Source organism: Flavobacterium sp. (assembly GCF_027531705.1).
Taxonomy (GTDB): Bacteria; Bacteroidota; Bacteroidia; order Flavobacteriales; family Flavobacteriaceae; genus Flavobacterium.
In genome coordinates this window covers 56,961-73,680 of sequence record NZ_JAPZSP010000009.1, presented here as the reverse complement: position 1 = coordinate 73,680, position 16,720 = coordinate 56,961, and the positions used below count along the sequence as shown (strand labels likewise).

The window sequence follows — 16,720 nt, the reverse complement described above, 5'->3', positions numbered from 1 at the left end:
TAACTGTTCAGAAGAACTTCACCAACAAAACAGAAGATCAGAGTTTATTATTACTAGAATATAATATTAAAAATAATCAAAATAACAAAAAGCCACTTAGTAATAAGTGGCTTTTTTTGGGTAAAAAAAACCACGTAATAGAGAATACATGGTTAATTTTCAAAAAAAATCTAAAACAACTAAAACAAACTATTTCTTCATAAACATATTAGTATAATATTTTTTACCAGTAACTGGATCTATTGTAATAGATATTCCTACATGAGTATAATCTCCATCTAAATTAGCTTTGTGACCTGAACTTAATAACCAAGCATTTAAAACTGTTTCTGGTTTAGAAAAATTATAAGCCAAATTTTCTCCAACTTTTATTGCTCCAAGAACTTGAATAATATTGTTTGATCTTTCTTCAAAATAATCATGATTAACAACATTTTTTTCAATCATATACAAGTTATGTTCTTGTGATTTATATGAAATATGATTAATTATACTAAGTGCATTTTTACCATGACTAACTCTATAATTATTAATTAAGTCAACCAAGTGTGTTTCATCTGCAGAATAAGTATAATCAGTAACTAATTGTGCATTTGAATCATCAACTAAATCTTCAGAGTCATTTGAGCAAGAAATGGTTGTAAAAGAACATACCAAAATCAATAACGATGTAAGTAAATTTGTTTTCATAATAGTTAGGTTTTAAGCAAAAGATAGATGTGGGGCAAAAATCTTTTTATTGATAATTCTTGTAATAATTTGTTATACAATACTACAAATAAAACCGCTTAAATAACAAATAAAATCGATGAAATACATAATTCATTATTAAAAATAAGATTATTCTTTTATATTTATAATTTGAAACAAAAAAATCCCAAACGAATTTGGGATTTACTATACAATTTAGATTTAAACTATTTTTTAAAATTTGAAATACCTTGTTTTAACCAATTTTCATATAAACTTACATCAGGATTGTAACTTGTAGTTGGTGTGATTGCATTCAAATTATTACCATCTAAATCAACTAATACATATAATGGTTGTGTATTGGTTTTATACTTTGTAATCATTAGATCAGTCCATTTATCACCAATAGTTTCAATTTCGGAACCAGTTGATTTAGAAATATGCTGCTCATTTTTTGGTAAAGGACGTTTATCATCTGCAAATAAAGAAATAAGGACAACTTCGTCTTTCAATATTTTTAATACTCGCTCATCAGACCAAACATTGTTTTCCATCTTTCTACAGTTAACACAAGCATGTCCAGTAAAATCTAATAAAACAGGTTTCTTAACTTCTTTTGCATAAGCCATCCCTTTATCATAGTCTGTAAATAAAACTAACTTATGTGGACCTATTTCTGCTCCATCAGGAAGTTTTTCTCCGCTAACAACTGATGAACCGCCTACTCCATTTGGACTTTCACTGTAAGTTTCTGGTGGTGGAAATGCACTGATTAATTTCAATGGTGCACCCCAAAGCCCTGGAATCATATAAAATGTAAACGATAAAACTAGTATTGCCATAAACAACCTTCCAACAGAAATATGAGACAATGGCGAATCATGTGGCAAAGTAATTTTTCCAAGTAAATAAATTCCCCATGTTCCAAAAATGGCTATCCAAATCGCTAAAAAGGTTTCTCTTTCAAACCAATGCAATTGTAGAACCAAGTCGGCATTTGATAAAAATTTGAATGCTAAAGCTAACTCTAAAAATCCTAATGAAACTTTAACAGTATTCAACCAACCACCTGATTTTGGCAACGAATTCATCCAACCAGGAAACATAGCAAAAAGCATAAACGGTAACGCCAACGCAGATGAAAAGCCTAACATTCCAACAATAGGTGCGATTCCACCTTTAGAAGCAGATTCTACTAAAAGTGTTCCCACAATTGGTCCTGTACAAGAAAACGAAACTATTGCTAAAGCTAAAGCCATAAATAAAATACCAACAATTCCACCTCTATCAGCTTGTCTATCAACTTTATTTGCCCAAGAATTCGGCAACATAATTTCAAAAGCTCCCAAAAATGAGGTCGCAAAAACAACCAATAAAACAAAGAAAATCACATTGAACCAAACATTAGTAGATAAAGCATTTAAAGCATCTGCTCCAAAAATTCCAGTAACAGCTAATCCCAGAACCACATATATTAAGATAATCGATATTCCATAAATAATGGCATTTCTTTTTCCTTCAGCTTTTGTTTTACTTTGTTTTGTAAAAAAACTAACCGTCATTGGAATCATTGGAAACACACAAGGCGTCAACAATGCTGCAAATCCGCCAAGAAAAGCTAGAAAAAATATAGTCCAAAGTCCTTTTTTCTCTTCTTTTTTTGGAGTTTCAACTACTTTTGCTGGCTCTTCACTAACAACTGGTTTAACTTCATCTGTTTTAGCAGAAACCTTGTCTGTTACAACTTTTGCAGTATCTAAAGTAGTATTTGTTGCAACTACATCTTCTTTAACTTGAATAGCAGGAATATCAAACACAAAGTTTTTCTTATCATTTATACACGCTTCTTTACAAGCTTGGTATTCAAATTCTAGTTTGATTTTAGTTGTTTTAGGATTGGTAACTTTTACTTTTTGAGTCACTTTTACACTGTTATCAAAATAATATTCATCAACACCAAAAACATCATTAAAATGTTTCTTGTATGGACTTTCTTTGGCTTTTCCTATTAACTCATAATTTCCTTTTTGATCTTGAAAAGTCAAATACATTGGTAATGCGCCACCGTCTGGAGTAAACTGAGAATAAACATGCCAGTCTTTTTCTATCGTTCCATTTATAACTAAATTGAATTCGTTATCGGACACTTTTTCAACTTTAGTTTTCCATTTTACTGGCTCTTTTATTTGAGCGGTAACATTTAATAATGCAAAAAATGCAATTATTGCAAAGGTTATTTTTTTCATTTAATTCTAATTTGTACTATGTTGTTTGTGTTTGTTTCAACTTTAAATCGTTCGTCTTGTCGCTTGCCAATTACCCAAATAATCTGATTATTAGAACACAATAACCAAACTTGTGATTTGTCAATTAAAGATAATTTTTCATCCTTAAAATACTTGCTCAACTTCTTTTTTCCTTTCATTCCAAGTGGATAAAAATAATCGCCTTCACGCCATTTTCTTAACATTAATGGAAATTGAATTTTATCTTCATCTACAAATATACTATTTGAAACTGAAATGGTAGTGTCATCTATGTTACAAAACTCAAATTTTAAGGGAATATTAACTTGATTTTCTTCTTTATAAACCAAAAACACTTCTTCCAAATCAATTTCATTTTTTGGCGAAAGAATTAAATAATCTCTATCTTTCAACAAAATAAATTCCTCACAAAAAACTTGCTTTCCAGATTGTGCATTTACCAAATCAGCAATATCTGACCAAGCAGTGAAACCAAAATCTTTTAACCATTGAAATAAATAAGCATTGTAATTTGGTAACTTTAACAATTCCTTTAAATTGATTTTTAAAAGATTATCTTGCTCTTCAACTACAATTTTATAAACCAATTTTGAAGCGTCTTCAACCAACGATTGTGATTGTTGCAAGTTTTCAATTGTTTTATCGAAAGAGGAAATCAAATTCGGTTGCAATTCTTTTAGTGTCGGAATTACATCATGGCGCAATTTATTTCGCAAATATTTATCGGAAGCGTTACTCGAATCTTCTCGCCATTTAATTTTATTTTCATGAGCAAAATCTTCAATTTCTTTTCTTGAAAAAGGCAAAAGTGGTCGAATAATTTTATCATTCTGTACCGGAATTCCTGTCAACCCTTCTAATCCTGTTCCGCGAGTGAAATTGATTAAAAAGGTTTCTAAACTATCATCCAAATGATGTGCGGTCAAAATATAATCGCAGTTTTCTTTTTCTAAAAGCTCATAAAACCAATCATAACGCAACTTTCGAGCGGCTAGTTGAATGGATAATTTATAATCTTCTGCGAATTTCTTAGTATCAAATTTTACTGTAAAAAATGGGGTTTTTAGTTTTTCACATACCGAAATTACAAAACTTTCATCTTCATTACTTTCAATATTTCGAAGTTGAAAATTGCAATGTGCTACGGCAAAACTATATTTTAATTCATGCAACAAATGAACCAAAACCATGCTATCAATTCCGCCACTTATCGCCAAAAGAAGTTTTTTCTCTTTTAGAAATGGGAATTTTTGATTTAACTGATTTTGAAATTTGATAAGCATGTCCAAAAGTAGCAAATTATTTCTATTGAAGCACTTCAAACATGGCTTTGGCTTTTAGCAAACATTCTTCATACTCTTTTTCTGGTTCAGATAATGAAGTAATTGCGCTTCCAACAGAGAACGAAAGATATTGTTTTTTAGAATTATACAAAATACTTCTGATAACAACATTAAAATCAAAATCGCCGTTTGGAGCAAAATAACCAACAGCTCCACTATACAATCCACGTTTGGTTTCTTCCAAATTTTCGATAATATTCATTGCTGAAATCTTTGGTGCACCCGTCATGCTTCCCATTGGAAATGTAGTTTTAATAATTTCTATTGGCGAAGTAGTATGTTCAACATTAGAAACAATGGTAGAAATCATTTGGTGTACTTGTTTGAATGTATAAATGCCGCACAATTCCTCGACTTTTACCGAATCTTTTGTAGCAGTTTTAGACAAATCATTTCGTACCAAGTCAACAATCATAATATTTTCTGAACGTTCTTTTGGGTTTTCTAAAAGTTCTTTTTTAGAATTTTCATCCATTTCTAAATCATCAAATCGCTTTGAAGTTCCTTTTATGGGTTGCGAAATCACTTTGGTTTCTTGCTTTTTCAAATAGCGTTCTGGCGATGCCGACATCAAATATTGCTTATCATTTTTGAAAAAAGTAGCAAATGGTGGTTCCGAAATAGCATTCAGTTTTTGATAAACATCTAATGGTTCAATTTGAGCATTTTCGGCATAAAATTCCATGCAAAAATTCGCTTCATAAATATCGCCTCGATGAATATGCTCAAGCATTTTTGAAACTTTTTCGAGATATTTTTCTTTGGAAATTCTTTGCTTTATAATGTTGGAAGATGGAAGTTGGAAGATGGAAGTTGAAGTCATAATTTCTTCAAAATCATCCTCAACCTCATCATCACACATATTTAAATAACAAACTTCAACTTGATTTTCTTTAATTAAAAATAATTTCTTTGGTTGAAAAAAATACAAATCTGAAAAATCCAATCCGTCAAAATTAGTCGATTTTAAATCTTCACTATCATTTTTTAAATCATACGACAAATACCCAAATAACCAATCTTTTGTTTGACTTTGGTATTGATGCAAATCTTCAAAAGCATTGTGAAAATCAGTTTTTATAGAAGTAAAAGCATCAACAGCCAATACGTAATTGTAACTAGAATAATTTTGATGGTATTCATTAGAATCTAAAAAAACAACTTCTCTAAACTTTTGCGACCAAGCTAACAACTGCGATTTGAATTCGGCAGCATTAGAAATAGTTTTAAAAATGGATGTTCTCAACGAATCGCTTTTTAGGGTTTTCAAAAGTACAAAATTAAAATTCTTAGTTAAGACATTTACAAAAATCTTGGCACAGTTTTTAGTAGTGAATTAATTAGTTAAAAACCAATTAAATCCATCCTACTATTGAATAAAAATTACTATTTCCATTTTTAATTAACAACCCTTTAATAGTAATTTTTTATGAAAACAATTCCAAAAATTGGTTTGGCGATTTTGTTAGTAACACTCGCCTATTCTTGCAAACAATCTGATAATGCATCAGTAAGCGAAGAAATGACTTCGGCAGATGTTGTTTCGTCTTCGGCTGCGGTCGAAAAACCAGATTCAAAACGACAATTTATTCGAACCGCAGATGTTAAGTTTCGTGTCAAAAATGTTCCGCAATCAACTTATGCGATTGAAAATGCTACAACTAAACATGGTGGCTTTGTAATTTACACCAACTTACAAAGCTCTATTTCTGAAACAGAAACTTCCAAAATTAGTCAAGATAGCTTGGTTGAAACTACTAAGTATTCTGTTGAAAATAATATTACAATTCGTGTTCCTAACACACAACTTGACACCGTTATCAAAACTATTGCAAAGCAAATTGACTTTTTAGATTATCGAGTAATAAAAGCAGACGATGTTTCCTTGCAACTATTATCGAATGAATTGGCTCAAAATCGTTTAAAATCTTCTGGAAATCGTGTTACAAATGCTATTGATTCAAAAGGTAAAAAACTTAACCAAATTGTAACCAGTGAAGACACGTTAGAATCTAAAAAAGAGCAACTTGACAACAAGAAAATTGAAAACTTGTCATTGCGCGACCAAGTCAATTTCAGCACATTGACACTCAATATTTATCAAAGAGAAACCGTAAGACAAGAAAAAATTGCCAACACCGAAAACAAAATGATTTCGCGATCACATTTAGGCATTAAACTTTGGGATAGCATCAAATCGGGCTGGTTTATTCTGGAAGATATTGTTTCATTCATAATTCAGTTTTGGACAATTATTTTAATCGGAATTGCTATTTGGATTGTAATTAAAAAATTTAAAGCAGCCAAAAAATAAATCTTAATTTCATTAATAAAATCTCGTTTTATACAATCGTATTACGAGATTTTTTTATTTACATTAGCATCAAATTTTGAAAAAATGATTCCGCAAATAAAACATACTGAAATAATTCTTTATGTAAAAGACCAACAAAAAAGCACCGATTTCTATCAAAAAGTTTTAAGAAAACATGCCGATTTGAATGTTCCTGGAATGACCGAATTTATTGTAAATGATTTTTGCAAACTCGGATTAATGCCAAATGATGGAATTGCAAAAATAATAACGCCTACTTTACCTCATCCAGATTTAGGAAATGGAATTCCAAGATGTGAATTGTATTTTATAGTTGAAAATCTTCAAGAAGAATATCAAAATATTAAAAATTTAGATGCAAAAATAATTAGCGAAATTGAAACTCGAAATTGGGGCGATACTACTTTTTATTTTTCTGATTTAGATGGTCATGTAATTGCTTTTGCAGTAAACAATTAAAAAAGATATTGATTAACTTATTATTTATACCCAATATTTTCATTCAATTCTATTCCGCTTTTCATAAAATTTCCGCTACCGCGAGCTACTTCACGATTTTTTTCGTCATACAAAATAGCATCAGCAATAAAAAGATTTTTTGATTTGAATTTTAATTCGCCAACTGCTCTAATATTGCCAACTTTCACTGGACGAAGTATTTGGATATTGAAAGAAGTTGTATAAACAAATGAATCTTGAACAATTGAATTCACTGCAAAATAAGCCGCATCATCCAACATTTTGAAATAAACCGAACCGTGCAAAGAATTTCCAGCATGAAAATATTTTGGTTCCACTTGCATTGAAATTTCAGCTTTCTCAGAAGTAACTTCAATTTGTACAGAATAATAAAGTTCTTGATTTATCAAACCAGATAAGTACATGTTTTGGAGTTTAATGAAATGTTCTTGGTTTGACATAGCTTAAATTTTTTCTTGCAAAGCTTTTATTTCATCACGCAATTTGGCAGCTTGCATAAAATCTAATTCTTTAGCAGCTTTTTCCATGGCTTTCCTAGCGTTTCTGATTTTTTGCTCTATTTCAGGTTTTGATAAATACAAACTTTCAGGTTCAGCAGCTTTTAATGCTTGGTTTTCGTAGTATTGTGTAGAAACCGAGTTGCTTCCTAATGCACTTCCTAAACTTTTATTCAAGGCTTTTGGAGCTAATCCGTGTTTAGTATTGTAATTAATCTGCTTTTCACGACGGTAATTGGTTTCATCAATAGTTTTTTGCATCGAAGCCGTGATTTTATCGCCATACATAATTGCTTTTCCATTTACATTACGTGCGGCACGACCAACTGTTTGTGTTAGTGAACGATGACTTCTCAAAAATCCTTCTTTATCGGCATCTAAAATTGCAACAAGCGAAACTTCGGGTAAATCCAAACCTTCACGCAATAAGTTTACTCCAATCAAAACATCGAATAAACCTTTGCGCAAATCTTGCATGATTTCTACTCGTTCCAAAGTATCCACATCGGAATGAATATAACGGCAACGAATGGAAACTTTAGTCAAATATTTCGTCAATTCTTCCGCCATTCTTTTGGTTAAAGTGGTCACTAAAACACGTTCGTCCAATTCACAACGAACTTGAATTTCTTCAATTAAATCGTCAATTTGATTCAAACTCGGACGTACTTCTATAATTGGATCCAATAAACCTGTTGGGCGAATGACTTGCTCTACATAAATTCCTTCCGATTTTTGCAATTCGTAATCAGCTGGTGTTGCAGAAACGTAAATCACTTGGTTTTGCATGCTTTCAAATTCCTCAAACTTCAACGGACGATTATCCATAGCAGCAGGTAATCTAAAACCGTATTCCACCAAATTTTCTTTACGGCTTCTATCGCCACCATACATAGCATGAACTTGTGAAATCGTTACGTGACTTTCATCCACAACCATCAAAAAATCATCTGGAAAATAATCCAACAAACAGAAAGGTCGAGTTCCAGGCAAACGTCTATCTAAATAACGAGAATAGTTTTCAATTCCAGAGCAATAACCTAGTTCTCGAATCATTTCCAAATCGAAATTGGTTCGTTCTTCCAATCGTTTTGCTTCTAAATGTTTTCCGATTTCTTTGAAATAATCGACTTGTTTGACCAAATCTTGTTGAATATCCCAAATCGCTGCTTGCAGAACATCTGGCGAAGTCACAAACATATTGGCTGGATAAATATTCAGTTTTTCATATTTTTCTAAAACCTGAGAAGTTTTAGCATCAAAAGCTTCAATTTCTTCAATTTCATCTCCAAAAAAATGTACTCGAAAAGGTTCGTCAGCATAACTTGGAAAAATTTCGACAATATCACCTTTTATTCTGAAAGTTCCAGGCGTAAATTCAGCTTCGGTTCTAGAATATAAACTTTGAACTAATTTGTGTAATAATTTAGTACGAGAAATGATTTGGTTTTTTTCAATTGAAACCACATTCTTTTGAAATTCAACTGGATTTCCAATTCCATACAAACAAGAAACTGAAGAAATTACAACTATATCACGACGACCAGAAAGTAAGGCAGAAGTTGTACTTAATCGAAGTTTTTCTAATTCTTCATTAATAGATAAATCTTTTTCAATATACGTTCCAGTAACTGGAATAAAAGCTTCTGGCTGGTAATAATCGTAGTAAGAAACAAAATATTGCACCGAATTATTTGGAAAAAATTGCTTGAATTCAGAATACAATTGTGCCGCTAATGTTTTGTTGTGAGCCAAAACTAGCGTTGGTTTTTCTACATTTTGAATCACATTGGCAACGGTAAATGTCTTTCCAGAACCAGTAACTCCTAATAAAGTTTGGTACTTATCGCCATTGAGAATACCATTTGAAAGTTTTTCAATAGCTTGTGGCTGATCGCCAGTAGGTTTGTAATCGGATACAACTTGGAATTTCATTTATTATAATTTCAATCTATCTGGATTTTGTCTTGAATCCCAAACGGATAATATAATGATTTGATTTTCATTTAACTCATAATAGACAATATGATTTTCAATGATTAAACCTCTAACATTAATTATATCTGTCTTCTTACCAATTGTTGGTTGAAAAATTAGAAGATTTATCTCAGATTGTATTTTTCTATAAAGATTTAGAGAATATGTTTTGGTCTTATTTCTAAAATTATAAAATTCAAGAATATACTTTAATTCAAATTTAGCATTTGATGTCCATACAATTACTGTTTTAGCCATTTTTCCATTTCTTCATTAACAGAATCATTTGAAAAATAATTACCCTCTAAATATTCTTTTTGAGATTTTTTTATGGAACTTTTTTGGTCATCAGAAAGAATTAAAATACTTTCAGATTTGCTATCCAAAATAGTATTAATTGCCAATAAAAAAGATTCATCGTTAATTTCAGATATTTTAGAAATTACTAAGTTTTTCAATTCAATTGTACTCATAGCTAAAAGTTTTATACAAATTTAAACAAAAGTTTTTATCAAACCGTAAACTTCCACTCTTTCTGCTGTTTTTCGCTCAAAAATGTCCAAGCAACAAAACGACTTATTTTTTGCCCTTGTTCCATTTCTATTGTTTTAATTTCGACGGCACCAACTTTGTTTAGGGTTTTATAAATGCTTCGCAAATTATCTTTTTTGGAAACTAAAGTCGTAAACCAAAAAACTTGCAAGGGATATTTTACACTTTCATAAATCATTTGAGTGATAAAACCAATTTCGCCACCACTACACCACAATTCAGCATTTTGACCACCAAAATTTAGAATAGGTTTAGAAGATTTTTTTACTTCTAAATTATTGACTTTTCGTAAAGATGCTTTCGTAGCTTCCTCTTGCGACGAATGAAACGGTGGATTGCAAATCGTAAATGCAAATTTATCTTCGGGCAAAATAATATTTTTAAAAATAAATCTTGGTTCAACTTGTAATTGCAAACTTATTGCGTCAATTAGCTTAGGATTTTCAGTGATTATCTTTTTACAATTTTGAATTGCATTTTCATCAATATCGGTTCCAACAAAACTCCATTGATAAGTTTCATTTCCTATAATTGGATAAATACAATTGGCTCCAATTCCAATATCTAAACCAACAATTTCTTCACCTTCAGGAATTATTCCATTATTAGATTCGGCTAATAAATCGGCTATGTAATGAATATAATCGGCTCTTCCAGGAATTGGCGGACAAAGATAATTTTGCGGAATATCCCAATTCTGAATATCATAATCTGAAATCAAGATTGCTTTATTCAGCGCTTTTACAGCATTTGGATTAGCAAAATCAATAGTCTCTGAATCGTGTTCATTGATAAAAACAAACGGTTTTAAATCAGGATAAATTGCAATTAATTTTTTAAAATCGTATCTAAATCTATGGGGATTTCTTGGATGTAAGGTAGGTTTTTCTATTTCTATTTTACTCATCATTTTATCATTTCTCTATTTCCAAATATAAGAAACTTTAACAATAAAATTATATTAAACTAAAAGATTATTAATTTGTGCATATTGCAACAACATAATTGTTTTAGCATCTTTAATTTCGCCTTTTTTTATCATTTGCAGAGATTCTTCAAAAGTAATTTCTAAAACTTCAATATTTTCTTGTTCATGATCTAATCCACCACCATTATTCACCTTCATAGCACTTGAATATTCGCCAACAAAAAAATGAATAATCTCTGTTACTGAACCAGGCGACATGTATACTTCAAAAACTTTGCGTACATCGTTAATTTTGTAACCTGTTTCTTCCTCGGTTTCCCTTTTTATACAATCTTCAGGATTATCTTGGTCCAAAAGTCCAGCGCAAGCTTCAATCATCATTCCGTCTTTATTTCCGTTCAAATAAGTTGGCATTCTAAATTGTCGCGTTAAGATAACTGTTTTACTTTCTTTGTTATAAAGCAATATAGTTGCTCCATTTCCACGATCATAAACTTCACGAGTTTGTTTTTCTATTAGATCATTATTTTTTTGATATTCAAATGTTATTTTTTTAAGAATATACCAATTGTCCGATAACAATTCTGAATCTAAAACTTTGATTTTTGGGTTTGCCATGAGAATTTTTTATATGTTTTATAACGCCATTTTCTTGAAAATCTTATTATTATGTTAATTATTTCAAAACTAATTTTTTACGTTTTAAAATTCTTATTTTTATTCAAAATTTGAATCATGATTTCTTCTAATAATGGATTTTTTAAGAAAAAAAGAAAGTTTAAAAAAATCTACTTCCTTTTTATCTTCATTTTCACTTACTTAATATTATGCCAATCATGCATGAAAATGAGGATGAATTCAAAGAAAACAAAGGCATTTTTTGAAACTACAAATACCGATTTCATTGATAAAACAGTAATTCTAGGCGAATATAAAATTCATTATCTGCAAACGGGAAATAATCAAAATCCCACTTTATTTTTTGTACATGGTTCACCAGGAAGTTGGGATGCTTACAAAGAGTATTTAAAAGATACATTACTGTTACAAAAATATCGAATGATAGCTATAGACCGACCTGGTTTTGGGTATAGCAACTTTAGTAATGCTGAGGATTTACAAACACAAGCCAAAAGAATCACATTATTTTTAAAATCGATTGATAACAAAAAACCGATTACATTAATTGGTCATTCGATGGGCGGACCAGTTATCACTAAAATGGCAACTCTCGAACCAAAATTATATGCAAACCTCATAATATTAGCAGGCTCGGTGGATCCAAAAGCAGAAAATCCTGAAATTTGGAGAAATTTTATAATGAAAAAACCTATTCGTTATTTAATTCCCGGCGCTTTACGACCTTCTAATGATGAACTTTGGTGGCTAAAACACGATTTAGTTACCATGAAAAAAGATTTAGGAAAAATCACAAGTAAAATTACAGTTATTCATGGCACAAAAGACCAACTCGTGCCCTATTCTAATATGGCGTTTATTCAAAAAGAATTTGTTAATGCAAAACTAATGGACACTATTTCAATAAAAAATGCTGACCATTTTATTCCTTGGTCGCATTATGAAATTATTAGAAATGCATTGCTAAACTTACACTAAACTATTGCAACTGCTGTCTATAAACTTCAATATTCGCTTTTACTTTTGGGTCTAATTCTGGTTCGGTAATATCAGTAAGTTTTTCCATTTCCTCCCAAATGGTTTTGGCCACAATATAGCGTGCAATTCCTTTATCATCAGCTGGAACAACATACCAAGGCGCGTGCTCAAACGATGTTTTATTAATCGCTTCTTCGTAATATTTCATATAATCATCCCAACGTTCGCGTTCTTTCAAATCGCCAGTCGAAAATTTCCAATTATCTTCAGCATTTTCAAGCCTTTTCAGTAATCGTTGACGCTGTTCTTCTTTACTCATATGAAAATAAAACTTCAAAATTTTGGTTCCATTTTGCGAAATATGTTTTTCAAAATTATTGATTTGCTCGAATCTATTTTCCCAAAACTGCGGTGTTATGTCTTCCACTTTTTCAATTCCTGGCAAATTTTCAAACAAAATATACTCGGGATGCACGCGAGTTACCAACACATTTTCATAATGTGTTCTGTTAAAGACTGCAAACTTTCCTTTTTCGGGCAAAGCCAAATAATGACGCCATAAGTAATCGTGCTCCAACTCGGTAGAATTGGGCGTTTTAAAACTATGAACCACTACTCCACGCGGATTAAATTCCTTAAAAACTTCTCTTATCAAACTGTCTTTTCCGCTGGTATCCATGCCTTGTAAGCAAATCAAAAAAGCATATCTGTTGTGCGCATACATGGCATCTTGCTTCTTGCTCAACTTTACTTGTACCTTGTCCAAAGCCTCTTCTTCTTGGTCTTTATCGGTGTCAATAGACAATTTTGTTGGAATTTTAGACAATTCTATTTTGCCTACAACTTTAAAATCTTCTGGATTAATTGAGTTCATCGTAAATCATTTATATTTGTAAAAATAATAATTAGAAGCTATTTCCAGCTATACGTTGCAATCTTTTCTTTTTTAAAGAAAAAAAGAAAAGGATTTCCACTGCTATCTGGGCTAGGCTTATCTGCAAAATATGGAGCAATTACAATTTCTATTCAAAATCATCGGACTTGGGTCTGCATCAGGATTAGTTTATCACAACAACACTATCGTAGCAGTTGGCGATAATAGTTCGTTTCTATACGAATACAATATTTCAACCGAAAAACTAGAACGTTATCCGCTACAAGAAAACGCTCAAGAAAACACGCCAAAAAAAATCAAAAAAGACTTTGAAGCCATTACACAATTTGAAGATACAATTTACATATTTGGTTCAGGTTCAACCGAAAATCGAAATACGATGGTTCAAGTCGATGCTAAAACTAAAAAAGTAATTGCAACGCAAGATTTGAGCATGCTTTATGCTTCAATGCAGAGTTTTGGCGAAATAAATCCAGAAGATTTCAATCTCGAAGGTGCTATATACAATGGAGAAAATTGGTTTTTGTTCAACCGAAGCAACGGAAAAAAATCAAAAAATGCCATCTTCACCATTTCAGGAAAAAATCTAACCGATGAGTTTTCTATTTTGCATAACAAATTCAAATTACCCAAAATAAAAGGTGTCGAAACCAGTTTTACCGATGCAATTTTGGTTGGCGACCAAATTTATTTTCTAGCAACTGCCGAAGCAACTGAATCAACTTATCATGATGGTGAAGTTTTAGGAAGCATAATTGGGCAGATTGATGTTACTAAAATGAAGTTAAAATCGCATAAAATCATCTCCAAAACCAATAAACTTGAAGGAATTACGTTAGTAGAAGAAACGCCTGAAACTATTAGTTTCTTAATCTGTGAAGACAATGATACAGAAGTACTTGAATCAAATATATATAAAATAACTTTAAAAAAATGAATCCAATTTTAAACAAAAACTTATTTCTTGTAAAAGAAAAAATCGGAATGTTCAAAGCGTCAAATAACTATGATATTTTCGATCCAGAAAACAATCATCAAATCATGACAACTAAAGAAGTTGGATTAGGTTTTTTTACAAAAATGTTCCGTTTTACCGATTATAAACGCAACACACCTTTCAATGTTGTAGTTACAACTCCAGAAGGAAAACCAATTGTTTCAATCAAACGTGGCATTGCAATTTTTCGTTCCGATGTGGAAGTTTTTGACGAAAACAACCGAACTATTGGATTTTTCAAACAAAAATTCTGGTCATTTGGCGGGAAATTTGAGGTTTTTGACACACACGACAAGCATCTATGCACATTAGAAGGAAAATGGACGGGTTGGGATTTCAAATTCAATAAAGATGGAAAAGAATTGGCACATGTAAGCAAAAAATGGGCTGGTATAGGAAAAGAGTTCTTCACATCAGCTGATAATTATGTTTTGCAAATCAATGAAGTTGTTGCTCAAGATGCACCAATTAGACCACTTATTTTGGCTGCTGTTATGTGTATTGATATGGTTTTGAAAGAAAAATAAAATGAAGAAATTAGTTTTTGTAATAGCACTTATCACCTTGTTTTCTTGCAAAAGTAAAGCACCTAAGACTATTGCATCAACTAATGACAAAACAAAAACGGAAAAAGATTCTATTGCAAAAGTTGATAATTCAAGATTTGTAAAGGTTGAGAAAAAAGAAGTTAGTCTTGCCAAAGTAAATTTATCTTATAATCTTGGTAAGCGTTTGCTCGAAAGTTGTTCGACCTCCAAATTTAAAGTTTTTAACTCTTCAGAAGCAACTCAAAGTGTGATTGAAAGTACAACGGTTGAAAAAGTATCAACGGTTTGTGCCAAAATCAATTCGCGCAACGGAAAATTTAAAGAATTGACCTTGCTAGATATAACCTATGATGTAGAAAATGATTCTTATCTTTTTAGATATAACATTGAGTTTGAAAAGAAATATTTTAAACGAGAACTTTTCATAACCATTAACTCGGAAGGAAAAATGGCATCCTTAAAAACTAAAGAAATTCCTAAAGGTCCGATGTGAGTTTTCAATTTGATTGATGAAATTATATGTATTATAAAAATTATTATATTTGTTTAAAATTTAAAATATGAACATTGAAACTCGTAAATTAACTTTCATTCAAGAATTTCTTAGACTTCAAAATGAGGAAATTGTCATTGACTTAGAAAAACTACTTCATAAAGGCAAGGCTGAATTACTTGAAAAAGAAATGAAGCCTATGAGTCAACAAAAACTCAATTCTGATATTGAACAATCTCTCGAAGATTCTAAAAATGGTCGAATAATTTCTGCAAGTAGTCTAAAAACTAAAATCCAAAAATGGAGTTAGAAGTTTATTGGACTCAATTTGCGGAAGACAAACTAATTGACATTTTTGAATATTATAAATTCAATGCAGGAGTTGTTATTGCACAAAATTTAGTCAACGGAATAGTTGATGAATCACTCAAACTAGATAAAAATCCTTTTATTGGTCAAAAAGATGATGCCTTAAGTGATAGAATTCAAGAATATCGCTATTTGGTTTTTAAAAATTATAAAATTATTTATTGGATCGATGATATAAACAGAATGGTTTTGGTTTCACATGTTTTTGATACAAGACAAAATCCAACTAAAATAAATATATTATAAATATCTCAAATATTTATCAAACAAAAAAGTCCGAAAAACAAATTTCGAACTTTTCTATTTAGTTTTGTTTTTGATTAAATATCATCAAAATCTATATCGGTAAAACTTGACGTTTTTGGTTCTTCATCGGCATCTGCTTTTGGTTCAGATTTCTCATAAGAATACTCTTTTTTGAAATCTTTTTGATGACGTTCCGAAATTACTTCTTCGCCTTTGCTATTCAATACATAATCGGTCATTTCGCCCAAAATTTCAGTGAAAGCAGCAAAATCTTCTTTGTATAAATAAATTTTGTGTTTTTTAAAATGAAACGATCCGTCTTCTTCTGTAAACTTTTTACTTTCGGTAATGGTTACATAATAATCATCAGCTTTGGTAGCTCTCACATCGAAGAAATACGTTCTTCTTCCTGCTCTTAAAACTTTAGAAAAGATTTCCTCTTTTTCTAACATATCATTTTCTCTCATATTCGTTCTATCTGTT

General features: G+C 30.8%; 21 protein-coding genes. 9 read left to right on the top strand and 12 right to left on the bottom strand.

The window, feature by feature from the left end; genetic code table 11:
- Positions 1-203: hypothetical protein (locus tag O9267_RS04445; protein WP_298176476.1), on the top strand; the 203-nt coding region annotated here is incomplete at its 5' end.
- Here the strand turns inward: O9267_RS04445 and O9267_RS04440 are convergent.
- The 4 genes from O9267_RS04440 to O9267_RS04425 all read right to left on the bottom strand — a co-directional run bounded on the left by O9267_RS04440 (position 190) and on the right by O9267_RS04425 (position 5,549).
- Positions 190-690, bottom strand: a complete 501-nt coding sequence (locus tag O9267_RS04440) for a CAP domain-containing protein (RefSeq protein WP_298176473.1) — start codon at positions 688-690, stop codon at positions 190-192. The two genes, O9267_RS04445 and O9267_RS04440, sit on opposite strands and share 14 nt — an antisense overlap.
- Before the next feature lie 227 nt (positions 691-917).
- Positions 918-2,939: a thioredoxin family protein gene (locus O9267_RS04435; protein WP_298176470.1), complete on the bottom strand. Its 2,022-nt coding sequence runs from the start codon at positions 2,937-2,939 to the stop codon at positions 918-920.
- Complete coding sequence (gene tilS, locus O9267_RS04430; RefSeq protein ID WP_298176467.1) at positions 2,936-4,243, bottom strand: tRNA lysidine(34) synthetase TilS; 1,308 nt, start codon at positions 4,241-4,243, stop codon at positions 2,936-2,938. The genes O9267_RS04435 and tilS overlap by 4 nt, the downstream gene beginning before the upstream one ends.
- Before the next feature lie 22 nt (positions 4,244-4,265).
- Positions 4,266-5,549 (bottom strand): anthranilate synthase component I family protein, encoded by a 1,284-nt coding sequence (locus O9267_RS04425; protein WP_298176485.1) that lies wholly within the window; start codon positions 5,547-5,549, stop codon positions 4,266-4,268.
- Between the two features lie 183 nt (positions 5,550-5,732).
- Here O9267_RS04425 and O9267_RS04420 point away from each other — a divergent pair, with 183 nt between their 5' ends.
- Entirely contained in the window at positions 5,733-6,617 is an 885-nt protein-coding gene (locus O9267_RS04420) for a DUF4349 domain-containing protein (protein ID WP_298176464.1), read from the top strand.
- A gap of 84 nt (positions 6,618-6,701) precedes the next feature.
- Positions 6,702-7,097, top strand: coding sequence for a VOC family protein (locus tag O9267_RS04415; RefSeq protein WP_298176461.1), 396 nt, complete (start codon positions 6,702-6,704; stop codon positions 7,095-7,097).
- Between the two features lie 20 nt (positions 7,098-7,117).
- On the opposite strand, the gene O9267_RS04410 is transcribed toward O9267_RS04415, so the two are convergent.
- From O9267_RS04410 to nudK, 6 genes are read right to left on the bottom strand one after another with little or no spacing between them, the layout of a single operon-like run.
- A complete protein-coding gene (locus tag O9267_RS04410) occupies positions 7,118-7,558 on the bottom strand; it encodes a PaaI family thioesterase (RefSeq protein ID WP_298176459.1) in 441 nt (146 codons plus the stop codon).
- A 3-nt stretch (positions 7,559-7,561) separates the two neighbouring features.
- Positions 7,562-9,550 (bottom strand): excinuclease ABC subunit UvrB, encoded by a 1,989-nt coding sequence (gene uvrB, locus O9267_RS04405; protein ID WP_298176457.1) that lies wholly within the window; start codon positions 9,548-9,550, stop codon positions 7,562-7,564.
- Between the two features lie 3 nt (positions 9,551-9,553).
- Positions 9,554-9,850 carry a type II toxin-antitoxin system RelE/ParE family toxin gene (locus O9267_RS04400; protein ID WP_298176454.1) on the bottom strand — a complete coding sequence of 99 codons (297 nt, stop codon included), beginning with the start codon at positions 9,848-9,850 and terminating at the stop codon, positions 9,554-9,556.
- Complete coding sequence (locus O9267_RS04395; RefSeq protein ID WP_298176451.1) at positions 9,835-10,065, bottom strand: hypothetical protein; 231 nt, start codon at positions 10,063-10,065, stop codon at positions 9,835-9,837. The genes O9267_RS04400 and O9267_RS04395 overlap by 16 nt, the downstream gene beginning before the upstream one ends.
- A 38-nt stretch (positions 10,066-10,103) precedes the next feature.
- Entirely contained in the window at positions 10,104-11,054 is a 951-nt protein-coding gene (gene rlmF, locus O9267_RS04390) for a 23S rRNA (adenine(1618)-N(6))-methyltransferase RlmF (protein ID WP_298176448.1), read from the bottom strand.
- Positions 11,055-11,105: 51 nt separating this feature from the next.
- Positions 11,106-11,690, bottom strand: a complete 585-nt coding sequence (gene nudK / locus O9267_RS04385) for a GDP-mannose pyrophosphatase NudK (protein ID WP_298176446.1) — start codon at positions 11,688-11,690, stop codon at positions 11,106-11,108.
- Positions 11,691-11,924: 234 nt separating this feature from the next.
- Between nudK and O9267_RS04380 the strand changes: the two genes are divergently transcribed.
- Positions 11,925-12,689, top strand: coding sequence for an alpha/beta hydrolase (locus O9267_RS04380; RefSeq protein WP_298176443.1), 765 nt, complete (start codon positions 11,925-11,927; stop codon positions 12,687-12,689).
- Between the two features lies 1 nt (position 12,690).
- Here O9267_RS04380 and O9267_RS04375 read toward each other — a convergent pair whose 3' ends face one another.
- On the bottom strand, positions 12,691-13,563 hold the full coding sequence (locus O9267_RS04375) for a PPK2 family polyphosphate kinase (RefSeq protein WP_298176440.1): 873 nt from the start codon (positions 13,561-13,563) through the stop codon (positions 12,691-12,693).
- Between the two features lie 130 nt (positions 13,564-13,693).
- Between O9267_RS04375 and O9267_RS04370 the strand changes: the two genes are divergently transcribed.
- The 5 genes from O9267_RS04370 to O9267_RS04350 all read left to right on the top strand — a co-directional run bounded on the left by O9267_RS04370 (position 13,694) and on the right by O9267_RS04350 (position 16,237).
- Positions 13,694-14,521, top strand: coding sequence for a hypothetical protein (locus O9267_RS04370; protein WP_298176437.1), 828 nt, complete (start codon positions 13,694-13,696; stop codon positions 14,519-14,521).
- Entirely contained in the window at positions 14,518-15,108 is a 591-nt protein-coding gene (locus O9267_RS04365; protein ID WP_298176435.1) for a phospholipid scramblase-related protein, read from the top strand. The genes O9267_RS04370 and O9267_RS04365 overlap by 4 nt, the downstream gene beginning before the upstream one ends.
- Before the next feature lies 1 nt (position 15,109).
- A complete protein-coding gene (locus O9267_RS04360) occupies positions 15,110-15,622 on the top strand; it encodes a hypothetical protein (protein ID WP_298176432.1) in 513 nt (170 codons plus the stop codon).
- 67 nt (positions 15,623-15,689) lie between these two features.
- Positions 15,690-15,932: a hypothetical protein gene (locus O9267_RS04355; protein ID WP_298176430.1), complete on the top strand. Its 243-nt coding sequence runs from the start codon at positions 15,690-15,692 to the stop codon at positions 15,930-15,932.
- The gene (locus tag O9267_RS04350; RefSeq protein ID WP_298176429.1) at positions 15,923-16,237 is read left to right on the top strand and encodes a type II toxin-antitoxin system RelE/ParE family toxin; all 315 of its coding nucleotides are present in this window, start codon (positions 15,923-15,925) and stop codon (positions 16,235-16,237) included. Before O9267_RS04355 ends, O9267_RS04350 begins: the two co-directional genes overlap by 10 nt.
- A 74-nt stretch (positions 16,238-16,311) precedes the next feature.
- Here the strand turns inward: O9267_RS04350 and O9267_RS04345 are convergent, their stop codons facing one another.
- Positions 16,312-16,704, bottom strand: a complete 393-nt coding sequence (locus O9267_RS04345) for a PUR family DNA/RNA-binding protein (protein WP_298176483.1) — start codon at positions 16,702-16,704, stop codon at positions 16,312-16,314.
- Positions 16,705-16,720: the final 16 nt, after the last annotated feature.

Excerpts from the sequence above, each read along its gene's own strand:
- O9267_RS04440 (WP_298176473.1), bottom strand. The coding sequence starts at position 690 with ATGAAAACAAATTTACTTACATCGTTATTGATTTTGGTATGTTCTTTT.
- O9267_RS04435 (WP_298176470.1), bottom strand. The coding sequence starts at position 2,939 with ATGAAAAAAATAACCTTTGCAATAATTGCATTTTTTGCATTATTAAAT.
- tilS (WP_298176467.1), bottom strand. The coding sequence starts at position 4,243 with ATGCTTATCAAATTTCAAAATCAGTTAAATCAAAAATTCCCATTTCTA.
- O9267_RS04420 (WP_298176464.1), top strand. The coding sequence starts at position 5,733 with ATGAAAACAATTCCAAAAATTGGTTTGGCGATTTTGTTAGTAACACTC.
- O9267_RS04415 (WP_298176461.1), top strand. The coding sequence starts at position 6,702 with ATGATTCCGCAAATAAAACATACTGAAATAATTCTTTATGTAAAAGAC.
- O9267_RS04410 (WP_298176459.1), bottom strand. The coding sequence starts at position 7,558 with ATGTCAAACCAAGAACATTTCATTAAACTCCAAAACATGTACTTATCT.
- uvrB (WP_298176457.1), bottom strand. The coding sequence starts at position 9,550 with ATGAAATTCCAAGTTGTATCCGATTACAAACCTACTGGCGATCAGCCA.
- O9267_RS04400 (WP_298176454.1), bottom strand. The coding sequence starts at position 9,850 with ATGGCTAAAACAGTAATTGTATGGACATCAAATGCTAAATTTGAATTA.
- O9267_RS04395 (WP_298176451.1), bottom strand. The coding sequence starts at position 10,065 with ATGAGTACAATTGAATTGAAAAACTTAGTAATTTCTAAAATATCTGAA.
- rlmF (WP_298176448.1), bottom strand. The coding sequence starts at position 11,054 with ATGATGAGTAAAATAGAAATAGAAAAACCTACCTTACATCCAAGAAAT.
- nudK (WP_298176446.1), bottom strand. The coding sequence starts at position 11,690 with ATGGCAAACCCAAAAATCAAAGTTTTAGATTCAGAATTGTTATCGGAC.
- O9267_RS04380 (WP_298176443.1), top strand. The coding sequence starts at position 11,925 with ATGAATTCAAAGAAAACAAAGGCATTTTTTGAAACTACAAATACCGAT.
- O9267_RS04375 (WP_298176440.1), bottom strand. The coding sequence starts at position 13,563 with ATGAACTCAATTAATCCAGAAGATTTTAAAGTTGTAGGCAAAATAGAA.
- O9267_RS04370 (WP_298176437.1), top strand. The coding sequence starts at position 13,694 with ATGGAGCAATTACAATTTCTATTCAAAATCATCGGACTTGGGTCTGCA.
- O9267_RS04365 (WP_298176435.1), top strand. The coding sequence starts at position 14,518 with ATGAATCCAATTTTAAACAAAAACTTATTTCTTGTAAAAGAAAAAATC.
- O9267_RS04360 (WP_298176432.1), top strand. The coding sequence starts at position 15,110 with ATGAAGAAATTAGTTTTTGTAATAGCACTTATCACCTTGTTTTCTTGC.
- O9267_RS04355 (WP_298176430.1), top strand. The coding sequence starts at position 15,690 with ATGAACATTGAAACTCGTAAATTAACTTTCATTCAAGAATTTCTTAGA.
- O9267_RS04350 (WP_298176429.1), top strand. The coding sequence starts at position 15,923 with ATGGAGTTAGAAGTTTATTGGACTCAATTTGCGGAAGACAAACTAATT.
- O9267_RS04345 (WP_298176483.1), bottom strand. The coding sequence starts at position 16,704 with ATGAGAGAAAATGATATGTTAGAAAAAGAGGAAATCTTTTCTAAAGTT.